Raw genomic sequence first — 22,114 nt, forward strand, 5'->3', positions numbered from 1 at the left:
GACCTACTCAGCTTTGACCATTTCTCTATAATTGTTTACATCAACTAAGCAAGAAGCTTAATGAGTAGATGGATAAGGAAGCATTACTCATAAAACCGCGGAATAAGGTTCATTTGGAGAATAAGGAATTAAGGACAGGCTCAGGAAGAGTAACGCAAAGGAGTGACAACCTACGGACAGCATCAGGATGATGTGGAATGGAATAACAGCAGGATGTTGTTATACAGGAAGTTAAAAAAGTGGAACAAAGGACAGGCCGTTAGGGCATCGCAACGGATTTGCAAATAAAAGGATAGTGTCTGGATGACACGTAAGGGAAGGGTAAAGTAATTACCAGCAAGGATGTAATGGACTTACAAGGAAACAAGGCGGGATTGCCTTATATTACACAGAACCAATAAGTAAAGTGTAATCGCATGGAGTGGCAAAGTTTAGGGAGTTGATTAGATTCAATTGCAGGATGCAAAAAATTAAGAAGATTCCGCAAGCGCGACTAGAGATAGTTCGCGCTTTTCTTTTATCCAAAGGGAACTACTCTGGACGCCCTTTATTTCTCTTACCAAGCAAGTATGCATCTCTGAACTTAAAAAAATGTTCCTCTAGCTTTTTCGTAGCATCCATTTCACCAGCTAGCTCAAGCACCATAATAGCAACCTCAGCGGTGCCTAATTGATGTTCATGTGGGGCAACACGCAATCGATAATCTGAGAGCTTTTCAGGCGTAATAGAAAGCACAGGTAAGTTATCTAGATAAGGGCTTTTACGGATCATTTTCTTTGCTTCGCGCCATGTACCGTCTAAAAAGATAAACAATGGACGTTTACCGTCCTCAGGCACTACTTCAGTGATCACACGGGTTTCATCTTCAACATCACTAGCAGGAAAAATAACCATAGGCTGATACTGTGGATCTGCCAACAAGCTTAACAAAGCATCATCTGGGTTCGTTCTATCCCATTTAAAAGCGTGGTTATCTGGAACGATCTCAGCAATTAAACGCCCAGTATTTGATGGCTTAAAACTCTCATTGTGATACATAAGTAAGCAGACCGCCGATTCACACTCAGCCTGCTCTACCCCTTCGCAGATACAATAATGCTCAGCTAATAAACAGCGCTCACAACGCGTTAATTTAGCTCCTCGCGCTTTAAATTCACGACGAGACTCAGCCATTTGTAAAGCACGAAGTACTAACACGGAGTTATTTGAGATAGTAGCCACTGTATTTACCAGAAAATTGAACGGCGCGTATTGTAGCTAAAAATAAGGGGAATAGATATTAATCTGAGTGGTTTGTTTTAGCTCTAAACTAAAACAAAAAACCCAGCAGAAGCTGGGTTTTTAAGCTATTCGTCAAAAGAACTTACTTCTTTTTAACTGCTTTTTTATTTGGAAGGTCAGTGATTGAACCTTCGAAGATTTCAGCAGCTAGACCGATTGATTCGTTTAACGTTGGGTGAGCGTGAATAGTTAACGCTAGGTCTTCACCGTCTGCGCCCATCTCAACTGCTAGGCCGATTTCGCCTAACATTTCACCTGCGTTGATACCAACCATAGCACCACCGATAACACGACCAGAATCTTTATCGAAGATTAGCTTAGTTTGACCTTCAGTACGTGCAGAAGCAATCGCACGACCAGAAGCAGCCCAAGGGAATACTGCAGTTTCGATGCTTAAACCTTGCTCTTTAGCTTCTTTCTCAGTTACACCAACCCATGCAATTTCAGGATCTGTGTATGCGATTGAAGGAATGCACTTAGGATCGAAGAAATGTTTCTGGCCAGAGATAACTTCTGCAGCAACGTGAGCTTCATGAACCGCTTTGTGCGCAAGCATTGGTTGACCAACGATATCACCGATAGCGAAGATGTGATCAACGTTTGTTTTAAGCTGTTTATCAACATTGATGAAACCACGCTCATCAACGTTAACGCCCGCTTTGTCTGCATCAAGTAATTTACCGTTAGGTGTACGACCCACAGCAACAAGTACTTTATCGTAACGTACTGCGTCAGCCGGTGCGTTTTTACCTTCGAATGAAACGTATAGACCGTCTTCTTTCGCTTCAACGCCAACAACTTTAGTAGAAAGCATTACGTTGAACTTGTTCTTAACGTATTTTTGGTAAATCTTAATAACGTCTTTATCAGCTGCTGGTACTAATTGATCAGCAAACTCAACTACGTCGATTTCAGAACCTAGCGCACGGTATACAGTACCCATCTCAAGACCGATGATACCACCACCTAAAACAAGTAGTTTCTCAGGAACGTCTTTAAGCTCTAAAGCACCCGTTGAATCAATTACACGGTCATCTTCAGGGATGAAAGGTAAGTTAACAGGTTGAGAGCCTGCAGCAATAATAGCATTATCAAAAGTGATCGTTGTTGTACCGTCTTCACCTTCAACAGCAAGGGTGTTGCTACCAGTGAATTTACCGTAGCCGCTAACTACTTTCACTTTACGCATTTTAGCCATGCCGTCTAGGCCGCCAGTTAATTGGCCGATTACAGACTCTTTCCAATCACGGATTTTGTCAAGGTCGATTTCAGGCTTACCAAAAGTAACGCCGTGAGATGACATTTCAGCTGCGTCATCAATCACTTTAGCTACGTGTAAAAGTGCTTTTGAAGGAATACAACCCACATTTAGACATACACCGCCTAACGTGTTGCGAGATTCTACTAATGTAACTTCTAAGCCCAAGTCAGCAGCACGGAAAGCCGCAGAATAACCACCAGGACCACCGCCTAGTACAACAACTTGAGTTTTTAATTCGTTGCTCATGCTATTACCTTAAATGTTTGAACGGGACACTGCCCTTAAGTTTAACTGCCATGTTTCTGCAAGGCAGAAAGGGAGAGCAGATATCTATACCAAGATTGTTCTATGGCAAAGATTGTATCATTGCCAATGGTAAAAATCCCAGCAAAAAACAACTTGCTGGGATTTGATTCTTATAAATTATGAAACGATTACATCACCAATTGACGGATATCGCTCATATAGCTAGCTAGTGTCACAGTAAAGCGTGCCGCTAGTGCACCGTCAATAACCCTATGGTCGTATGACATTGATAATGGAACCATTAATTTAGGCTCAAACTCTTTGCCATTCCACTTAGGCTTCATTTCTGATTTAGATACACCTAAGATAGCAACTTCTGGCGCATTCACAATTGGTGTAAACGCTGTACCACCGATACCACCAAGGCTTGAGATTGTGAAACAACCGCCTTGCATATCAGATGAAGTTAATTTGCCTTCACGTGCTTTCTTAGAAATATCCATCAATTCGCGAGAAAGCTCAATGATGCCTTTCTTATCAACATCTTTGAAAACAGGAACAACTAAGCCATTTGGCGTATCAACTGCAACACCAATGTTGATGTACTTCTTCAAGATTAAGCTTTCGCCGTCTTCAGATAGAGAAGAGTTAAACGTTGGGAATTCAGCAAGTGCTTTCGCAGCAGCTTTCATTACGAACACAAGCGGCGTGATTTTAACACCTAGCTTTTTCTTCTCTGCAAGGGCATTTTGCTCTTTACGGAATGCTTCTAGGCTTGTGATATCCGCTTCATCAAACTGTGTAACATGTGGGATTTGTACCCAGTTACGGTGTAAGTTAGCACCAGATAGCTTCTGAATACGAGAAAGTTTCTTCTCTTCGATCTCACCAAACTTAGCAAAGTCTACTTTCGGCCAAGGAATAAGACCTAACTCACCGCCACCAGCATTACCTTTACCTGCAGAAAGCTGACCTGATTCAACTTTCTTCACAAGGTCTTTCACGTAGTTTTGTACGTCTTCTTTAACAACACGACTCTTACGACCCGTGCCTTTTACGTTTGCTAGGTTAATACCAAACTCACGCGCTAAACGACGTACAACAGGCGATGCATGTGCATACGCTTTGTTATCTGCAAAACCTTCGTTGCTTGCCGGTGCTGATGCAGGCTTCTCGGCCGGTGCAGCTTTTGCTGCAGGTGCAGGAGCTGCTTCAGTTTTTGCAGGAGCAGGTGCCGCTGCTGCGGGTGCACTACCCGCTACCTCAAATACAAAGATAAGTGAGCCAGTTGATACTTTATCGCCTGCTGCTACTTTGATTTCTTTAACTGTACCGGCAAATGGTGCAGGTACTTCCATTGATGCTTTATCGCCTTCAACGTTTAAGATTGATTGATCTTCTTCAACCTTATCGCCAACAGCAACCATCACTTCGGTTACTTCAACTTCATCACCACCAATATCAGGCACATTTACTTCTTTTGTGCTTGATTCAGCTGGAGCCGCTTCAGCTGGAGCTGATTCTGCAGCTGGTGCTTCTGAGCCACTTGATGCAGTTTCAAACACAAAGATTAAAGAGCCCGTTTTTACTTTATCGCCAGTCGCGATTTTGATCTCTTTAACAGTCCCTGCGATTGGCGCTGGTACTTCCATTGACGCTTTATCGCCTTCAACGCTTAATAAAGATTGCTCTTCTTCAACCGTGTCACCTACCGCAACCATGATTTCAGTTACTTCAACTTCATCATCGCCGATATCTGGTACAGTGACTTCTTGTGTAGCTGAACCTGAAGATTGCTGAGCAGGTTCTGCTTTAGCTGCTTCTTTTGTTTCAGAAGGAGCAGAAGCTTGCTCTTCACCTTCGAAGATCATGATAAGTGAACCTGTGGTTACTGTATCACCTTCAGCTACTTTAATTTCTTTAACCGTACCTGCTTGTGCAGCAGGTACTTCCATTGATGCTTTGTCGCCTTCAACCGTTAGTAACGATTGGTCAACCTCAACCTTATCGCCAACGCTAACAAGGATTTCGGTTACTTCAACTTCATCGCCACCGATATCTGGTACATTAATTTCAATACTCATTGGAACCTCTTATGCGTATAGCGGGTTAACTTTGTTTGTGTCGATGTCAAATTTCTTGATTGCTTCAACAACCACTGACTTTTCAACTTCACCACGTTTTGCAAGCTCAGATAAAGTTGCAACCACTACATAGCCAGCATTTACTTCGAAGTGACGACGCAAGTTTTCACGGCTATCAGAACGACCATAACCATCAGTACCTAGCACTTTGTAGTTGCTGCTTGGTACAAATGAACGAACTTGCTCAGCATAGTTCTTCATATAGTCTGTTGCAGCTACAGTCACGGCATCTGTTAATGCGTTGGTGATGTAAGCAGTCTTCTGTTCTGCTTCAGGGTTAAGCATGTTGAAACGCTCAGCATCTTGACCGTCACGTGTTAACTCATTGAATGAAGTTACAGAGAATACATCAGAACCAATACCATACTCTTCGCTCAGGATTTGTGCTGCTTTACGCACTTCAATCATGATAGTACCTGAACCTAGTAACTGTACTTTCGCTTTATCGCCAGCCACAGTTTCAAGTTTGTAGATACCTTTACGAATACCTTCTTCAGCGCCTTCAGGCATTGCTGGTTGATGGTAGTTTTCGTTCATTAGCGTTAGGTAATAGAACACGTTTTCTTGGTCTTCACCGTACATGCGACGGATACCGTCTTGCATGATTACCGCTACTTCGTATGCGAATGTCGGGTCATAAGAAATACAGTTAGGAACCGTGTTAGCAAGAATGTGGCTGTGACCATCTTCGTGCTGTAAACCTTCACCGTTTAGCGTTGTACGACCTGCAGTAGCACCTAGTAAGAAACCACGAGCTTGTTGGTCACCAGCCATCCACGCCATATCACCTACACGTTGGAAACCAAACATTGAGTAGTAGATGTAGAATGGGATCATTGGTAAATCGTTAGTGCTGTATGATGTTGCAGCAGCAACCCATGATGACATTGCACCTAACTCGTTGATACCTTCTTGTAGTACTTGACCTGATGTAGCTTCTTTATAGTAAGAAACGATATCACGGTCTTGAGGTGTGTAGTTTTGGCCATGCGGGTTATAAATACCAATTTGACGGAATAAACCTTCCATACCAAAGGTACGTGCTTCATCGGCGATAATAGGAACGATGTTTTTACCAATGCCTTTATCTTTTAGTAACACGTTAAGTGCACGTACAAAGCCCATTGTTGTAGAGATGTCACGTTTTTGCTCTTCAAGTAGCGGCTTGAACGCGTCAACTTCTGGCAATGTTAGGCTTTCAGAAAACTTTGGAATACGCTTAGGCGTGTAACCTTGTAGCGCTTCACGGCGTGCATGAAGGTACTTATACTCTTCAGAGCCTTCTTCAAGAGTTAAGTATGGTAAGTCTTTAATTTCTTCGTCTGAAACTAAGTCTTGTAGACCTAAACGTGAACGTAAGTGTTCAACATGGGTCATATCCATTTTCTTAACTTGGTGTGCGATGTTTTTACCTTCAGCAGCGTCACCCATGCCGTAACCTTTTACAGTTTTCGCTAGGATTACTGTTGGACGATCTTTGGTTTCTTCCGCTTTTTTGAATGCAGCGTAAAGTTTTGATGGCTCATGGCCGCCACGCTTAAGCGCGAAGATCTCTTCATCAGTCATATCAGCAACAAGCGCTGCTGTTTCAGGGTAACGACCAAAGAAGTGCTCACGTACGTACGCACCATCTTTTGCTTTATATGTTTGGTAATCACCGTCAATGGTTTCGTTCATTAACTGAAGCAATTTACCTGTTGTATCTTTAGCTAGTAAGATATCCCAACCGCTACCCCATACAACTTTAATTACGTTCCAGCCAGCACCTTTGAATAGGCCTTCAAGCTCTTGAATGATCTTACCGTTACCCATTACTGGGCCATCTAAACGCTGTAAGTTACAGTTGATTAGGTAACATAGATTATCTAATTTCTCACGAGCTGCGAATGAGATTGCACCGCGTGATTCTGGCTCATCCATCTCACCATCGCCTAAGAAAGCGTATACACGTTGGTTTTTAGTATCTTTTAAGCCACGACCATCTAAATATTTTAAGAAACGAGCTTGGTAGATTGATGCAATTGGACCAAGACCCATCGATACTGTAGGGAACTGCCAAAACTCAGGCATTAATTTAGGGTGTGGGTATGAAGGAAGACCGTTACCATCAACTTCTTGACGGAAGTTATCAAGCTGCTCAGCTGTTAAACGACCTTCAACGAATGCACGAGCATAAATACCAGGAGAGATGTGGCCTTGGTAATAAACTAAGTCACCGCCATCTACATCATTTGGTGCTTTAAAGAAGTGGTTAAAACATACTTCATAGAATGCAGCTGAAGACTGGTAAGAAGCCATATGGCCGCCTAAGTCTAGATCTTTTTTCGACGCACGTAATACGATCATGATCGCATTCCAACGGATAATTGAACGAATACGACGTTCAATGTTTACGTCACCTGGGTAAGCAGGTTCTTGATCTACCGGAATGGTATTAACGTAGTTAGTGGTTGTGCCAGTAGGCATATCAACACCGTCTAAACGGGCTTGCTCTAACACTTGCTCAAGTAAGAATTGAGCACGTTCAACACCTTCTTCACGCACAACAGACTCAAGGGCTTGTAACCACTCTTGTGTTTCTAGCGCGTCTACGTCAATTTTATTGACTTCAGACATATGGAGGTTTCCTTATGTTTAAAATACTAATTATTTTAATAAATCTTAAAATTAAGTTGTTAACTAAACTTAGCTAATCACTTGCTTAATGTTGTTTGGTGCGTCTTAAACTACGTTCAATCCGCGAATGCTCTTTGCCAGCCTCAAGTAAGGCTTCTTCGATAAAGGCTAAGTGAGCATTACTAGCAAGACGAGCTTGCTCTGGGTTTCCTTCAATAACCGCATCCATCAACAGTCGTCTATGTTCTGCGAGCTGTTGGCTGATCTGTGGTTTTTTTAACAGTACAGTTAAATTCTGTAATACATTTTGCTCAAGCAATGCCTGCATGCCACGTACTAAATGTAGTAACACAACGTTATGAGATGCTTCTGCCACACTAAAATGAAATGCGTTAATTGCTTTTGCTTTTTGCACAAGGTCGTCATTAACGAGCGCAATATTGTCAAAGCTTTGTTTTACTTTTTTAAAGTCATTTGTCGTACCGCGCATAGCCGCATAGTATGCAGCAATTCCTTCAAGAGCATGACGAAATTCTAGTAAATCAAATTGTGACTCTGGATGCTTACTAATCAAATCAAAAAGCGGATCAGTGAGCCCCTCTTCAAGCTGATTTTTTACAAACGTTCCACCGCCTTGGCGACGCGTTACTAATCCCTTGGCTTCAAGTTTTTGAATTGCCTCTCGTAATGATGGTCGCGATACTTCAAATTGTTTCGCTAATTCACGTTCAGGAGGCAGCTTTTCGCCTGGCGCTAACGACCCCTCAAGAATCATATTCTCAAGTTGTTGTAAAATTACATCAGATAACTTTGCTGCTTTAATCTTTAAAGACATTTATTAACGTCCGCATTATTATGCGCTAACCCCATAAATATCGGGTACTTAGCCTTGTGCTTTGACCAAAAAGGTAAATTGGTCATACCAAATTTATCGCATACGTTATCAAAAACCCGAATTTCTGTCAATTTCACTACACTCAGCGCCCGGTTACACCCTAACGCAATTCGTCTAAAGATTAAACAGTATGGATTAAAGTGGCTTTTTCTAAAGGAAAAAACAATAAAAAATAAATGGTCAGACCAGATTGGGCGACTGAGCTTTTAGAGGTTAGGTTTTAGATGTTAGTTGAATTGAGTAGCTTTGTAGCAGCGGGTTTACCCCGCGACAAAACTCGTACACACCTATAAATCAAAACGCGATATAAAATCGCGCCTACGCCAAGCCACCAAACAGGGTTAATGCAGCGATAATCACTAAAAAGAACAAGACATTTCTTTTTACAAGCTTCATCATGCAAGTGGCTTCATAAGTACAGCCAAAATGTTGTTGCTCGATTTGCTCAGCGGCAAGTGCGGTTTGCGTAACAACTTTTCGGTTACTCACTGAAAAGTCGAGCACATACTTCAGCCAACAACTAGTACCTTTATTAAAGTTACCAATCACTAAATAACCAAAGCTCGCAACCCGTGCTGGTAACCAGTCAAGCCAGAACAATAAACTATGGATTAGTTTAAAACGCTTAGCGTAGGGAACATGGTGATCATCTCTTACTTTGTCAGTAAAAGTACGAACCAGCGCATAAAGAACCGCACCAGGTACACCTAAAACCACAAACCAAAAAATAACGGCACAATAAAAGCGAAAATTTAACCAAGCTAAAGTTTGTCCAAAGGTCTCTCCAAGCGGCTCATCTTCTGTTTTCTTTTGGCCCATTTGTAATGCATATAAGGTAGCCGCTTCTTGATCGTTTCGTGTTAAGGCATTTAAGTAAGACTTATACAAAGCACGTTGCTTAGCACAGCCAAAACAAACCAGCAGCACAGCAACATTCACAGCCAACTGCCAGATAATAAAATCAGAGAGTTGATAAACTAACCCCGCGGCAAGTACAGGTAACATTAACCATATCAAAAAACCAATTGGCGAATTAAACAACCCCTTTTCTGACAGTTGCTTTTGCGAATGCTTTAAATAGGTATTGGCATAAAAACCGATTTGCCAGTAATCAGCTCGAGCTCCTAAACGTTCAATCACCAAAGCAATAATTATTGAAATTAAGATCATGCTTTTACCTATATCCTTTCAACTAAAACACTAAATCAAAATAGTACTGCCAATCAAAACTACTACCCGGATCAGTTTTTCTGCCGGGAGCAATATCACAATGGCCAACAATGCGTGAACGGTTTATTGCAGGATACTTATCCATTAACGCCTTAGTCACTAAGTGTAATGCATTATATTGTGCTTGGGTATACGCTTGCGTATCTGTGCCTTCAAGCTCAATGCCCACACTAAAGTCATTACACTGCTCTCTGCCTTCAAACATTGAGATACCCGCATGCCAAGCTCGCTTCTCAAAAGGCACGTACTGAATAATTTCACCCGTGCGACGAATAAAGCAATGCGCAGACACTCTTAACCCTTTTAAATCAACAAAGGTTTCATGTGCCTTACAATCAATTGCCCCCATAAATAAATCATCAACATAGGGCGTTGCAAACTGCCCCGCTGGCAATGAGATATTATGAATAACAAGTAATGATACTTCGTTTTCAGGGCGCTCATCAAAATGTGTACAAGGCCTTTGTAACACATTGTTTAATTGCCCTAATTCATTTATATGCATATTAAAAACTAACGATGACAATAAAGTTAAATAGTGTAAAGGGTTAAAAACTCAGGGTCTAGTTGCTTTAATTTACTCGCTTAAAGTGAGGCTAAGGTTACATTAATGTGGGCAATCTTTGTCTTCTATTAAGAAGTTAAACATAGTAAAATTTCGCCAATTTATTAATAAACAATGAGCTTTTGACATGTCAGTCCCTCACACTTTAATTAGCCAACTGGTAAAACTTGCCCTTGATGAAGATTTAGATTACCAAAGCGCAAATGACGGTGATATTACCGCGCAACTAATTCCAGAAAACGAGCTAGCCAATGCCAAGGTAATTACCCGTGAAGACTGTGTATTTTGTGGTAAAGACATTATTTTAGAAGTATTTAACCAAGTCGACCCTTCAGTAAAAGTTGAGGTACTCGTAAATGACGGCGACAGAGTCACAGCAAATTCTACGCTCTTCACTGCATCTGGCTCAGCTCGGGCTATTTTAACTGCAGAGCGAACTGCCCTTAACTTTGTACAAACCCTCTGTGGTACAGCAACAACAACCGCTCATTATGTAAAAGAACTTGAAGGCACGACCACGCAACTACTCGATACGCGCAAAACCATTCCAGGCTTACGCGCCCTACAAAAATATGCCGTAAAGTGTGGTGGCGGCGCGAATCATCGCATCGGCTTGTTTGATGCCTTCCTAATTAAGGAAAACCACATTGCTGCCTGTGGTGGAATTGATAAAGCAGTCGCACAGGCTAAAATCAACCACCCCACAAAGCCAGTTGAAGTGGAAGTGGAATCACTTGATGAGCTTGAACAAGCGATTAACGCAGGGGCTGATATCATCATGCTTGATAACTTTACCGTAGAACAAATTCAACAAGCAGTCGTGCTTACAGACAAGCGAGCAAAACTTGAGGTATCTGGCAATATGACACTTGAAACCTTAAAAGCCTATTCACAGGCAGGTGTAGACTTTATTTCAAGTGGTGCACTTACAAAAAATTTACAATCAATCGATCTTTCAATGCGATTTAACGGCTAAAACTCTCCTTTACGTATTTAATGCTTTACCTAATTCATTGACAAGAAATTAAAAAAAGCATTAAATACGTAAAAAGCCTGATCTAGTAACAAAAAACCAACATTCACTCAGCGTTTTTAATTATTTTGTATACCCATGTCCTGAACCTACACAAGATTGCAATCAATTCAATAAGTTCCTAAAGAGATGCGGTGTTTATAAATAGTACAAAGAACTAGATCTAAGCTTATTTTACATCAAACAAAGGTAGGAAAGTTCTGAAAAACTGCTTATTGAACAGGAAAATGGCTTCCAAAAAAGCTTAATAATGCTAAAGTAATTTTATGAACTCTGAACATAGGACGTTCATGAAAAACTTTTTTAATAATCAAGCTTTACTCAAATTTATTTTAAGTAAAACTGTAAGATTTATCCTGTAAATTGAGCCTTGGTTTTACAATGCTGAAGTTACAGCTAAACTTACAAAAAACATATCCTTTAGGAGAGGAACAAAATGACACAACAAAAGCAACAGGGTTTCACCCTAATTGAATTAATGATTGTAGTTGCAATCATCGGTATTTTGGCTGCAGTAGCTCTTCCTGCATACTCTGACTATCAAGCATCATCTAAGCTAACTGCAGGTCTGGCTGAAATTACAGGTGCAAAGACCGAAATGGAAATTGACGCTAATAATGGTGAAGCAATTGCAGATGTTTCTGAGTTAAAAGCAATTAAAGATCCAACAACTCAAAACTGTACTATCACTGCAACCCTTGCGAAAACGGGTGTAGGTAGCATCGCATGCGCAATTACCAATGCCCCTTCACAGATTTCTGGTGCTGTTATTACATGGTCACGAGCAGCAACAGGTGAGTGGACATGTGCAACAACAGGTTTAACTGGTGATGCGCAAGAGCTTGCACCTAAAAGCTGCCCTCATTCATAACAAGCTAAATTACAAAGTGCCTTTGATAAATAAGGCACTTTGTTTAAATTCAATCAGCTCACCTTTGATACAAGCTTAGCCCTTAGGCAGTTTACTTTAAGTTTTTCAGCATTACGTTTAGCTTTCTGAATTTAAAGTATCTACTCAAACTCCAATGCTGCAGAATTTAAAATATTAGCGATAAGCTCAAGGCTTTTAACAATTCAGCCATTACATTTATAGGTTTCCTCTATGGCTACAAAAGATGAAAATAAAGATTTAGACACTTTCTTATGGGTTGGTGTAAACACTAGAGGAAAAAAACTAGAAGGGGAGCTAACTGGGAGTAGTATTGCTCTTATTAAAGCTCAATTACGTAAACAAGGCATTACTCCATCAAAAGTAAAGCGTAAACCTAAACCACTTTTTGGTATTAAAAGTGTACAAAAAATAACACCTAAAGATATTGCATTAATAACCCGTCAAATAGCAACTATGCTCATGGCCGGTGTACCTTTGATTCAATCAATCGAGCTTATAGCATCAGGTGCAAAAAACAAAAGTGTTGCGAAATTAATGGACGAAGTTGGTGATGAAGTCAAAGCCGGTGTACCACTTTCTCAAGCTCTTCGTAAGCATCCTCGTTACTTTGATGATCTATACTGCGACCTAGTTGCTTCTGGTGAACAATCTGGTGCCCTTGATAAAATATTTGACCGTGTTGCTATATACAAAGAAAAAGCCGAGGCTTTAAAGTCAAAAATAAAGAAAGCCATGTTTTACCCTATTTCAGTAATTGTCATAGCAGTCATTGTTACTTCAATCCTTTTAATTTTTGTTGTACCACAATTCCAAGACATTTTTAGTGGCTTCGGTGCTGAATTACCGAGTTTCACTTTAATGGTGATTGGTATTTCAGAATTTCTACAAGAATACTGGTGGATAATCCTAATCGCTTTAATCGCATTTGGTTATATATATAAAGAAGCATTAATTCGCAGCAAAAAACTCAGAGATGCCAATGACAGAGCCATCTTAAAACTGCCTGTCATTGGTATGATTTTGAATAAAGCTGCAGTTGCTCGTTATGCTCGCACTTTATCAACTACTTTTGCTGCTGGTGTACCCTTAGTTGATGCGCTTGATTCTGCTGCGGGTGCCTCTGGTAATGCGGTGTACCGTTATGCGATTTTAGAAATAAAAGCCGAGGTAAGTTCAGGTAACTTAATGAACTGGGCAATGCGTAATACTAAAATTTTCCCTGATATGGTCGTACAAATGGTCGCTATTGGTGAAGAGTCGGGTTCACTCGATGGTATGCTTGCAAAAGTAGCCACCATTTATGAGCAAGAAGTCGATGATGCCGTTGATGGCTTATCAAGCTTGTTAGAGCCTTTAATTATGGCGGTATTAGGTGTACTTGTCGGTGGTTTAATTGTTGCTATGTACTTGCCTATCTTCCAATTAGGATCGGTGATTTAAAATATAGCTGTAAGCAAAATTCTGAACGCTGATTGATAGCTTGCAAGATAAAATGAATAATAAGAATAGTTCAACACAGCGAAGTAAAATCGGCCTGTAAATGGCCAGAAGTTAGGTATTTTAATGGAAAACTTTTTTCTTGATATAACCACTGCGATGCAAACTCAGCAGTGGTTTTATTTTTTGACCGTCGGCTTAGTCAGCCTATGTATTGGTAGCTTTTTAAATGTGGTGATTTATCGTTTACCACTGATGATGAAAAGAGAATGGCAAACTGAATGCCGTGTCTTATTGGCCGGTGAGCTCAATTCAAAACAACAGACAGAACAAGCGCCATTTAATCTGGTAAAGCCAAATTCGACCTGCCCTAAATGCAAAGCACCGATCAAAGCTTGGCAAAATATCCCTGTGCTAAGTTGGTTATTATTAAAGGGTCGCTGTGCAAATTGTAAAACCGTTATATCTGTTCGTTACCCTATTGTTGAAATGCTTACAGCAGTTTTAAGTTTAATTGTTGCTGCTGTTTTTGGCCCAACGAAGCTTGCTCTTCTTTATATAGTGATTACTTGGGTTTTAGTCGCTTTAACCTTTATCGATATAGATCACATGTTGCTGCCTGACCAGCTAACCCTCCCATTGGTTTGGCTAGCGCTGATTGCCGCTACTATTGATATTACCATTGCCCCAACCGATGCCATAATAGGTGCCGCGGTTGGTTATTTAAGCTTATGGAGTGTCTACTGGTTATTTAAGCTTGCCACTGGTAAAGAAGGCATGGGTTATGGTGACTTTAAACTATTAGCCGTGTTCGGTGCGCTACTAGGTTGGCAAGATATATTAACCATAGTGCTATTATCAAGTGTCGTCGGTGCTATCATCGGCATTGCGCAAATCTTTATTCAAGGTAAGGACAAAACCACGCCAATCCCTTTTGGACCCTACCTTGCCATAGCAGGTTGGGTAACTTTGCTTTGGGGTCAGCAAATTCAAAGCTATTACTTTAACTATTTAGGTTACTAATTATGGCAAACTGGGTTTTAGGGTTAACCGGTGGTATTGGTTCTGGCAAAAGTGCAGTAAGCGCCATGTTTGAAGAGCTTGGTATTCAGGTGGTTGATGCCGACATAGTTGCCAGAGAAGTCGTCGAGCCTGGCTCTGTTGGCTTTACAAAAATTACAGCACATTTTGGTGATGAAATACTCACGGATAACGGCACACTTGATCGTGCAAAACTAAGAACGATTATCTTTGCAGATGAATCAGAAAAGCAATGGCTAAACAGCTTATTACACCCACTTATTAGGGAGTCAATGATCACGCAATTAAAGCAAGCCACCAGCCAGTATGTCATCTTAGTTGCTCCCTTACTTTTTGAAAATGGCCTAGAAAAATACTGCGATCACACCTTACTAATTGATGTTCCGGTTGAAGTGCAAATAACAAGAACTACAGCTCGTGATGATGTTTCTACTGAATTAGCTAAGCAAATCATAGCCTCACAAATGTCGAGAGCTGACAAGCAAAAAAAAGCAACGGATATATTAGATAACAACCGCCCTCTTGAGGAGGTAAAAATTGATGTGCTAAAGCTACATAAAAAGTACCTGCCACACTCGAACTAGGCTATTGATTTTGTTTATAGATTTTCATTAAACAAAGCCTACCCAAAACCAATACAAAAGTACCAACAAGCATTCTAAATGACTGAGTTTATGGTGAAATTATTTTGCAATTTTTCCTAAATCAGACAAGACTGATGTAATAGCCTTACTTTTTCTGTTAGATTGTGGCAAATAAAGGATCAAACTAGGTGTTCAATGAATATAAACTCACCGCTACTTAGAAAATTTATTACACTCGGTCGTATTGATGCAGAGACCGTAAAATCAAAGCAGCGCGAATACAGCTCTACTGCCGAGCTTATTTCTAAAACATGTGGAATGGATGGGCATGAACTTGCGGAGCAATGTACAGACCTATTTCGTGTGCCTTATTTTGATATTAGAGATTTTGATGTAGCGTATATTTCTGAAGAGCTTATTAAAGACAAACTCATTCGTGAACACCATATTCTGCCGTTAGTAAAAAAAGGCCGTAAGCTCTATATTGCCGCCTCAGATCCGACCGACTACGGTGCATTTGAAAACTTTGAATTTAGTACCGGTCTTTCATGCGAAGTGGTCGTTGTTGATTATCTTCAACTTGAAAACAAAATTGAGCAATTACTTGATGCTGCAGGAAGCTTGCATCTAAGTGAAAGCGAATTCAAAGAACTTGGGGATTTAGAATCAGAGAGCCCACAAAACTTAGCACCTAAAGATGAAGACAAAGACGATGCACCTATTATTGTTTACATCAATAAAATTTTGATGGATGCGATTAAAAAAGGTGCCTCGGATCTGCATTTTGAACCTTATGAACACCGCTACCGTGTGCGTTTCCGTATCGATGGTATTTTGCATGAAATGGCAAGCCCACCCAATAGCTTAGCCAGCCGTTTATCGGCGCGGATCAAGGTAATGTCACGACTTGATATCGCAGAAAAACGAAAACCTCAAGACGGCCGTATTAAGCTTAAAATTACTGAACGAAAAAGTATCGATTTCCGTGTCAGTACATTACCGACCCTTTGGGGCGAGAAAATCGTTATGCGTATTCTCGACTCATCAAGTGCTATGCTGGGTATCGATGTTCTTGGTTATGAACCAGAGCAGAAAAAGCTGTATATGGATGCACTTGATCAACCACAAGGCATGATCTTAGTAACGGGTCCAACGGGCTCTGGTAAAACAGTATCATTGTATACAGGTTTGAATATTCTCAACCAGCCAGAACGTAACATCAGTACAGCCGAAGATCCTGTTGAGATAAACCTTGAAGGGATTAACCAAGTACAGATCAATCCGAAAGCAGATATGACCTTTGCCAATGCATTAAAGGCCTTTTTACGACAAGATCCTGATGTGGTAATGGTTGGTGAGATCCGTGACCTTGAAACAGCTGAAATTGCTATTAAAGCGGCACAAACAGGTCACTTGGTATTATCTACCCTGCATACAAACTCAGCACCTGAAACCCTCACCCGTCTTTTGAACATGGGTGTACCAGCTTACAACGTAGCTAGCTCAATCAGCCTTATTATTGCTCAGCGTCTAGCGAGACGTCTTTGCCCTAAGTGTAAAACGCCAGAAACACTTCCTGAAGAAGAGCTGATTCGCCAAGGTTTTGATAAAGATAAGCTCAGTGAAGTCCAGTTATTTGCACCAAATGGTTGTGATAGTTGTACAGATGGCTATAAGGGTCGAGTTGGTGTTTACGAGGTAATGCAAATTACCCCTGAAATCGCGCAAATCATTATGCGTGGTGGTAATTCGCTAGAAATTGCTGAAGTAGCGCTTCGTTCAGGCTTTAATAATCTGCGTTTATCTGGTCTTAAAAAAGCTGCCGATGGAGTTACCTCATTGAAAGAAATAAACCGAGTAACGAGTTTTTAAAACAAATTCGTTACTGGATTATCAGCTAACTGTTCAGTAAGATCTGACTAAAGTGCTTATTTAAGAGTTATTCCATGCCAACAGTTGTAAACTGCCCAACATGTAAATCAAAAGTCGAATGGTCGGAGCAGAGTCCGCATCGCCCATTTTGTTCAAAACGCTGCCAGCTAATTGATTTAGGCGAGTGGTCGTTTGAAAATAATAAAATTTCTAGTCCTATCAACAATGCCAATGAGCTAAGCCAAGATATGATTGAAGACATCGAAGCGATGCTGGCTAAAAATGATGATGCATTCTTTAAAGAATAAAGTCTGATTGCAGTGTAATACAAAAAATGCGGCATTTGCCGCATTTTCATATATATTTACTTTTAACCTTCTGAACGCTCGCCTTTATTCAGGCCATAATGGCCCTTTTTGTGACCTTTTTTACGAAGGTGCTGTTTGATTTTTTGATAACTTTCGCGCTGCTCCGCATTCAAAACTTGCCAAATTGCATGGTCAGATTTCATTTTCAGCATTGCAAACTGCTGGCCTTTTTCTTGGCGAGCTTTAATCAGCTCCAATGCGGCATTTTCGTCAAATGCTTTCGTTGCTAATAACGCATCCATTTTCTCTTTGTGTGCTGCACGAGAGGCTTTCATTGCATCTTTATCACCGCGAAGTGCTGCAAATTGCGATTTTTGCTCAGCAAAAATCGCTTTTAGTTGCGTTTGCTGATCTTCGCTAAGTTGTAACTTATCAATGCCGCGCTCAGAAAGTAAAAAACGAGCCTGTGGGTTCATACCACGGTTAAAGTCACCTTTCGCCATTGCTGAAGTAGCACCTACACTGGCTGCTGCTAAACCACAAACAAGTACGAATTTAGAAAGCTTTTTTGAAATAGTCATAATCATTACCTTTTGTTGGGTTGTGCTCTGTTGTCGTTTCCGACCAATGTGATAACTATATCTAACTCAATGCAAAGGAACGCAAACCAGTGTAAAGGTTGTGTAAAGATTCACCTTTACACAATTTAGTGAGTAAAATAGCCTTAAAGAAGTAAATAGCTAGGTGTCAAAATGAAACTATTGATGATCGACGACGATACAGGATTGTGTGAATTACTCAGCGAGTACTTATCAGCACAAGGTTTTACAGTAGAGTGTGTTCATGATGGTGCTGAGGGCCTAAAACAAGCTATTAAGCATAGCTATGAGCTCATATTGCTTGATGTTATGTTGCCATCTATGAATGGCTTTGAGGTGTTAAAACAATTAAGACAGCATAAGCTTACCCCTGTGATCATGCTAACCGCGAAAGGCGAAGACTTTGATCGCATCTTTGGTTTAGAACTGGGCGCAGATGATTATATTCCTAAGCCATTTAACCACAGAGAGCTGCTAGCCCGCGTTAAAGCAATAACCCGTCGTATAGAGCATATCAATAGCTTATCGAGTCAACATGCCAGCTCATTGAGTGTAAACAGTATCAATATCAATTTCGCAACGCGAGAGGCTTCGGTAAACGACATCGTACTGAGCCTAACAGGCACTGAATATGAAATTCTTACTATGCTCGTACAGCATGCAGGTGAAGTGATAAGTAAAGAACAAATAAGTGAGCAAGTCCTGGGTAGACGCCTCGCCCCTTTTGACCGCTCAATCGATATGCATGTGAGTAACATTCGTAAAAAGATTGCAGAACACGTGAGTAATGAACGGATCAAAACCATGCGTGGCAGTGGTTATGTATTAATACAAGGCGAATAATATGCAAACACCGAGCTGGCTAAAGCATCCCCGCCACTATTTATTTTTAAAAATCTTTGCCTGGTTTTGGGTTACTGTCATAGCCACTATCACTATATTGGTGTTTTTAAGCCAGTTAACGAGCAATGTAGGCAATGATGACCTGCGTGGACCGATGCTTAAAAATCTTGAGTACACCGCTAAAAGTATTGAACGCATAGTTGCTAAACACGGTAAATCTACTCAAGAGGTACTATCTCATCCGCGCTTATCCAAACATAAATTATTGTACTTAAATGGTGAGGTGCATGGTGTTGAGATGCTCAGCGAACCGGTATCCAAAGACATTGATTTGAGCTTGCTTAACTTTACCAAGTATATGCGTCCGCAAATTATTTTTACCGATGAATATCAAGCCTATGGGCCTGTAGTATTGAATGTACCTGAAGGTAAATTTTATCTCTACGAGATTGATGAAAAACGCAAAAAACCGTTTTTTGTCAGCTTATGGCTGATGCCAATTTGGCTAAAACTACTCATTGCTTTAATTGCTTCATTAATGCTTAGTTTCTTCTTTAGCCGTAATTTAATTGCCCCTATTAATAGCCTAAAAGAAACCGCAAAAAAACTGGCTCATGGTGATTTAACTGCCCGTGCCGATGTATCCCCTACTCGTCAAGATGAGCTAGGTGTACTTGGCCGAGACTTTAATACCATGGCAGTGCAACTTGAGCAGCTTATTAGCGCCCAAAAGCGATTACTCGCAGATATTTCCCATGAACTACGCTCACCATTAACGCGTTTAAAAATGGCCACAGGACTTGCGCAAATGCAAGCCGATGACGCACAAAACGCTTATTTAGAACGCATTGAAAAAGAGGCAAATCAGCTCGATAAAATGATTGCTGATGTCCTCCAAGTATCTCGCTTAGAGGCTAAAAGCCAAACACTGGCGTTAAGTAAACAATCTCTGCAAGTGATTGTTGATCACGTACTAAACGATGCTAAATTTGAAGCCAAGCAAAATAATAAAGAGCTCATTGTCAATGGGGCACTAACAGCCGACATCAAATGTGACGAAACCTTAATTGCCAGCGCCCTCGAGAATGTTCTACGTAATGCGATCAAATACGCTGAGCACTCTATTTCAATAGGTTTAATTGAATCAGATGCTATCTACATTACTATTTGTGATGACGGTAAAGGGGTTGAAGAAAGTAACCTTGCAAGACTTTGTGAGCCTTTCTTTCGTCAAGAGCATTCCCGCGATAGGAGTACAGGTGGTACCGGTTTAGGTCTTGCAATTGCAAAGAATGCTATCTCAGTACATGATGGTACACTAACACTTGAAAACCAAGAACACGGTGGACTTTGTGTAAACATCCGCCTTCCTTTTAAGAGTGAGTAAATGTTTTATAGCAGCGAAGCAAGCCTTGTCAGTAACATACCTAATATTAATAAGTTCTTTTCTGAGCAATTACAGCAAGACTTTCTGAGTACAGCTCATGGTAAGCTTTATTACGGTTATGCTATTCCTCGCCAAGCAAAAACCGCTGTTGTTATTAGTAGTGGTCGAATAGAGTCTTTGGTTAAATACAAAGAGTTGCTATGGGAGCTATATCAAAATGGCTTTGCTGTTTTTAGTGTTGATCACCAAGGACAAGGCCGCTCTTATCGCCATTTAGAAAACACACATAAAGGCTATGTAAACCGCTTTACTGATTATGCTGATGACTTTGCTATGTTTATAGATACAGTAGTGAAGCAACACTGGCAAGGAAAACAAGTACTGCTCGGACACTCAATGGGGAGCGCCATTGCCTATGATTACCTGTCACGATATCAACATCAATTTTCGGGGGCATTTTTGTCAGCGCCCATGTTTGATATTTATACCAAAGGGACACCAAAGCCTGTAGCAAAACTGGCTGCTAAAATTGCATCTTTAATTGGTCTTAGCCACAGTTATGCATTTGGCCAAAGCGACTACTTACCGGTCGACTTTGCAGCCAATGAGCTAACCAGTAGTGAAATTCGCTATAAACTGTTCAGAGAGCTGTATGCTGCAGAAAATGATTTACAGTTAGGTGGGGTAACCTATGGTTGGCTCAATGCATCGTTTGATTTTATCGCCTCTTTAGTCGATAAAAAAGTCGATATTCCTTTGTTTATCGCCAGTGCTGAGCAAGATACAGTGGTCGATAACGCCGCTCAGTTTGCACTTACACATAAACAAAAACAGGCACAACTAAAAAGCTATGCTGGTGCACGCCACGAACTGTTATGTGAACGCGACGAGATAAGGCAGGCTGTACTCAGTGATTTTTATCAGTTTTGTGCTGCACTTTGACGTGTTTTATTAACCACTGAAAGCGGGTCTAGGTGCATGAGAATATCCATTTCACAATCAAAATGTGTTTGAATTAAGGCCTCTACTTCATCTGCGACTTGATGCGCCCTGATCAATGATAATGAATCTTCAAGCTCTAAATGCATCTGAATAAACTTAATTTTACCACCTTGGCGAGTACGGATATCATGGGCGCCAAACACGTCTTGATGACTATTCACAATCTCCAATATTTGTTGTTTCTCTTCATCAGGAAGCTCTTTATCCATTAAGTGGTCAGCACTTTCGCGAGCAATATCCCAGCTGTTATAAAGCAAATAAACAGCCACACCAATAGCAAACAATGGATCGGCATAAGCGACACCGTACTTAGCTAATACGATTGCCAGTAATACAGCCAAGTTTAAGATTAAATCGCCTTTATAATGAATAGAGTCTGCTTTTATCGCAATTGACTCAGTGTGATTAATCACTTTTGTTTGAACAAATACCACCACAAGCGTACAAACGATAGCAAAAATACTAACCCAAATACCGAGATCAGAGTGCTTTAAAATAACAGGGTTAAATAAGCGCTCAACAGCATGAAAAGCTAAGAAACAACCCGAGCCGGCAATAAAAGCGGCTTGTGCAAGCCCAGCTAACGCTTCAGCTTTACCGTGACCAAAGCGATGATCATCATCAGCAGGACGTAATGCATAACCTAGTACTAAAAAGCTCATCAGTGATGCAGTGATATCCATTAACGAATCAGTCAATGAACCGAGCATCGAGGCTGAGCCTGATGCAAGCCAAGCCCAGCTTTTTGCCGCAATCATCAAACTCACCATTACAATGGTGACTAGACTGGCTGTTCTAACCCAAAACTCATAACTACGATGCTGCACAACAACTTACCTTCAGAGAGTAACTAGACTGAGTATATCATCTTTTCATTC

Annotated in this window: 19 protein-coding genes; 10 read left to right on the forward strand and 9 right to left on the reverse strand. The window is 40.8% G+C overall.

The window, feature by feature from the left end:
- Positions 1-531: 531 nt before the first annotated feature.
- The 7 genes from HCZ11_RS08570 to ampD form a co-directional block, all read right to left on the reverse strand.
- A complete protein-coding gene (locus HCZ11_RS08570) occupies positions 532-1,173 on the reverse strand; it encodes a tRNA-uridine aminocarboxypropyltransferase (RefSeq protein ID WP_130052202.1) in 642 nt (213 codons plus the stop codon).
- Positions 1,174-1,363: 190 nt separating this feature from the next.
- Complete coding sequence (gene lpdA, locus HCZ11_RS08575) at positions 1,364-2,788, reverse strand: dihydrolipoyl dehydrogenase (RefSeq protein ID WP_054562783.1); 1,425 nt, start codon at positions 2,786-2,788, stop codon at positions 1,364-1,366.
- Between the two features lie 188 nt (positions 2,789-2,976).
- A complete protein-coding gene (gene aceF / locus HCZ11_RS08580) occupies positions 2,977-4,872 on the reverse strand; it encodes a pyruvate dehydrogenase complex dihydrolipoyllysine-residue acetyltransferase (RefSeq protein WP_167658212.1) in 1,896 nt (631 codons plus the stop codon).
- Positions 4,873-4,881: 9 nt separating this feature from the next.
- Positions 4,882-7,548, reverse strand: a complete 2,667-nt coding sequence (gene aceE, locus HCZ11_RS08585) for a pyruvate dehydrogenase (acetyl-transferring), homodimeric type (protein WP_167658213.1) — start codon at positions 7,546-7,548, stop codon at positions 4,882-4,884.
- A gap of 85 nt (positions 7,549-7,633) precedes the next feature.
- On the reverse strand, positions 7,634-8,383 hold the full coding sequence (pdhR, locus tag HCZ11_RS08590) for a pyruvate dehydrogenase complex transcriptional repressor PdhR (RefSeq protein WP_130049698.1): 750 nt from the start codon (positions 8,381-8,383) through the stop codon (positions 7,634-7,636).
- Positions 8,384-8,761: 378 nt separating this feature from the next.
- Positions 8,762-9,613, reverse strand: a complete 852-nt coding sequence (gene ampE, locus HCZ11_RS08595) for a beta-lactamase regulator AmpE (RefSeq protein WP_167658214.1) — start codon at positions 9,611-9,613, stop codon at positions 8,762-8,764.
- Between the two features lie 22 nt (positions 9,614-9,635).
- The gene (gene ampD, locus HCZ11_RS08600; protein WP_167658215.1) at positions 9,636-10,178 is read right to left on the reverse strand and encodes a 1,6-anhydro-N-acetylmuramyl-L-alanine amidase AmpD; all 543 of its coding nucleotides are present in this window, start codon (positions 10,176-10,178) and stop codon (positions 9,636-9,638) included.
- Between the two features lie 187 nt (positions 10,179-10,365).
- Between ampD and nadC the strand changes: the two genes are divergently transcribed.
- From nadC to yacG, 7 genes are all read left to right on the forward strand, one after another.
- Entirely contained in the window at positions 10,366-11,214 is an 849-nt protein-coding gene (gene nadC / locus HCZ11_RS08605) for a carboxylating nicotinate-nucleotide diphosphorylase (RefSeq protein WP_167658216.1), read from the forward strand.
- A 493-nt stretch (positions 11,215-11,707) separates the two neighbouring features.
- The gene (locus HCZ11_RS08610) at positions 11,708-12,142 is read left to right on the forward strand and encodes a pilin (RefSeq protein ID WP_167658217.1); all 435 of its coding nucleotides are present in this window, start codon (positions 11,708-11,710) and stop codon (positions 12,140-12,142) included.
- Positions 12,143-12,373: 231 nt separating this feature from the next.
- Positions 12,374-13,603 carry a type II secretion system F family protein gene (locus HCZ11_RS08615; protein ID WP_167658218.1) on the forward strand — a complete coding sequence of 410 codons (1,230 nt, stop codon included), beginning with the start codon at positions 12,374-12,376 and terminating at the stop codon, positions 13,601-13,603.
- Positions 13,604-13,726: 123 nt separating this feature from the next.
- Entirely contained in the window at positions 13,727-14,623 is an 897-nt protein-coding gene (locus HCZ11_RS08620) for an A24 family peptidase (protein WP_130049704.1), read from the forward strand.
- 2 nt (positions 14,624-14,625) lie between these two features.
- A complete protein-coding gene (gene coaE / locus HCZ11_RS08625) occupies positions 14,626-15,225 on the forward strand; it encodes a dephospho-CoA kinase (RefSeq protein WP_167658219.1) in 600 nt (199 codons plus the stop codon).
- A gap of 195 nt (positions 15,226-15,420) precedes the next feature.
- Positions 15,421-17,097, forward strand: a complete 1,677-nt coding sequence (gene pilB / locus HCZ11_RS08630; protein WP_130049706.1) for a type IV-A pilus assembly ATPase PilB — start codon at positions 15,421-15,423, stop codon at positions 17,095-17,097.
- A gap of 74 nt (positions 17,098-17,171) precedes the next feature.
- Positions 17,172-17,405, forward strand: coding sequence for a DNA gyrase inhibitor YacG (gene yacG, locus HCZ11_RS08635; RefSeq protein ID WP_130049707.1), 234 nt, complete (start codon positions 17,172-17,174; stop codon positions 17,403-17,405).
- Positions 17,406-17,467: 62 nt separating this feature from the next.
- On the opposite strand, the gene HCZ11_RS08640 is transcribed toward yacG, so the two are convergent.
- A complete protein-coding gene (locus HCZ11_RS08640; protein WP_167658220.1) occupies positions 17,468-17,986 on the reverse strand; it encodes a Spy/CpxP family protein refolding chaperone in 519 nt (172 codons plus the stop codon).
- A 171-nt stretch (positions 17,987-18,157) separates the two neighbouring features.
- Here HCZ11_RS08640 and HCZ11_RS08645 point away from each other — a divergent pair, with 171 nt between their 5' ends.
- From HCZ11_RS08645 to HCZ11_RS08655, 3 genes are read left to right on the forward strand one after another with little or no spacing between them, the layout of a single operon-like run.
- Positions 18,158-18,847: a response regulator gene (locus HCZ11_RS08645; RefSeq protein ID WP_167658221.1), complete on the forward strand. Its 690-nt coding sequence runs from the start codon at positions 18,158-18,160 to the stop codon at positions 18,845-18,847.
- Between the two features lies 1 nt (position 18,848).
- Positions 18,849-20,234: an ATP-binding protein gene (locus HCZ11_RS08650; protein ID WP_130049710.1), complete on the forward strand. Its 1,386-nt coding sequence runs from the start codon at positions 18,849-18,851 to the stop codon at positions 20,232-20,234.
- On the forward strand, positions 20,235-21,176 hold the full coding sequence (locus tag HCZ11_RS08655) for an alpha/beta fold hydrolase (RefSeq protein WP_130049711.1): 942 nt from the start codon (positions 20,235-20,237) through the stop codon (positions 21,174-21,176).
- On the opposite strand, the gene HCZ11_RS08660 is transcribed toward HCZ11_RS08655, so the two are convergent.
- Positions 21,155-22,063 (reverse strand): cation diffusion facilitator family transporter, encoded by a 909-nt coding sequence (locus tag HCZ11_RS08660; RefSeq protein ID WP_130049712.1) that lies wholly within the window; start codon positions 22,061-22,063, stop codon positions 21,155-21,157. The genes HCZ11_RS08655 and HCZ11_RS08660 overlap by 22 nt on opposite strands.
- Positions 22,064-22,114 lie beyond the last annotated feature (51 nt).

The organism is Pseudoalteromonas sp. HF66 (genome assembly GCF_011806445.1).
In the GTDB taxonomy this organism is placed as follows: domain Bacteria; phylum Pseudomonadota; class Gammaproteobacteria; order Enterobacterales; family Alteromonadaceae; genus Pseudoalteromonas; species Pseudoalteromonas apostichopi.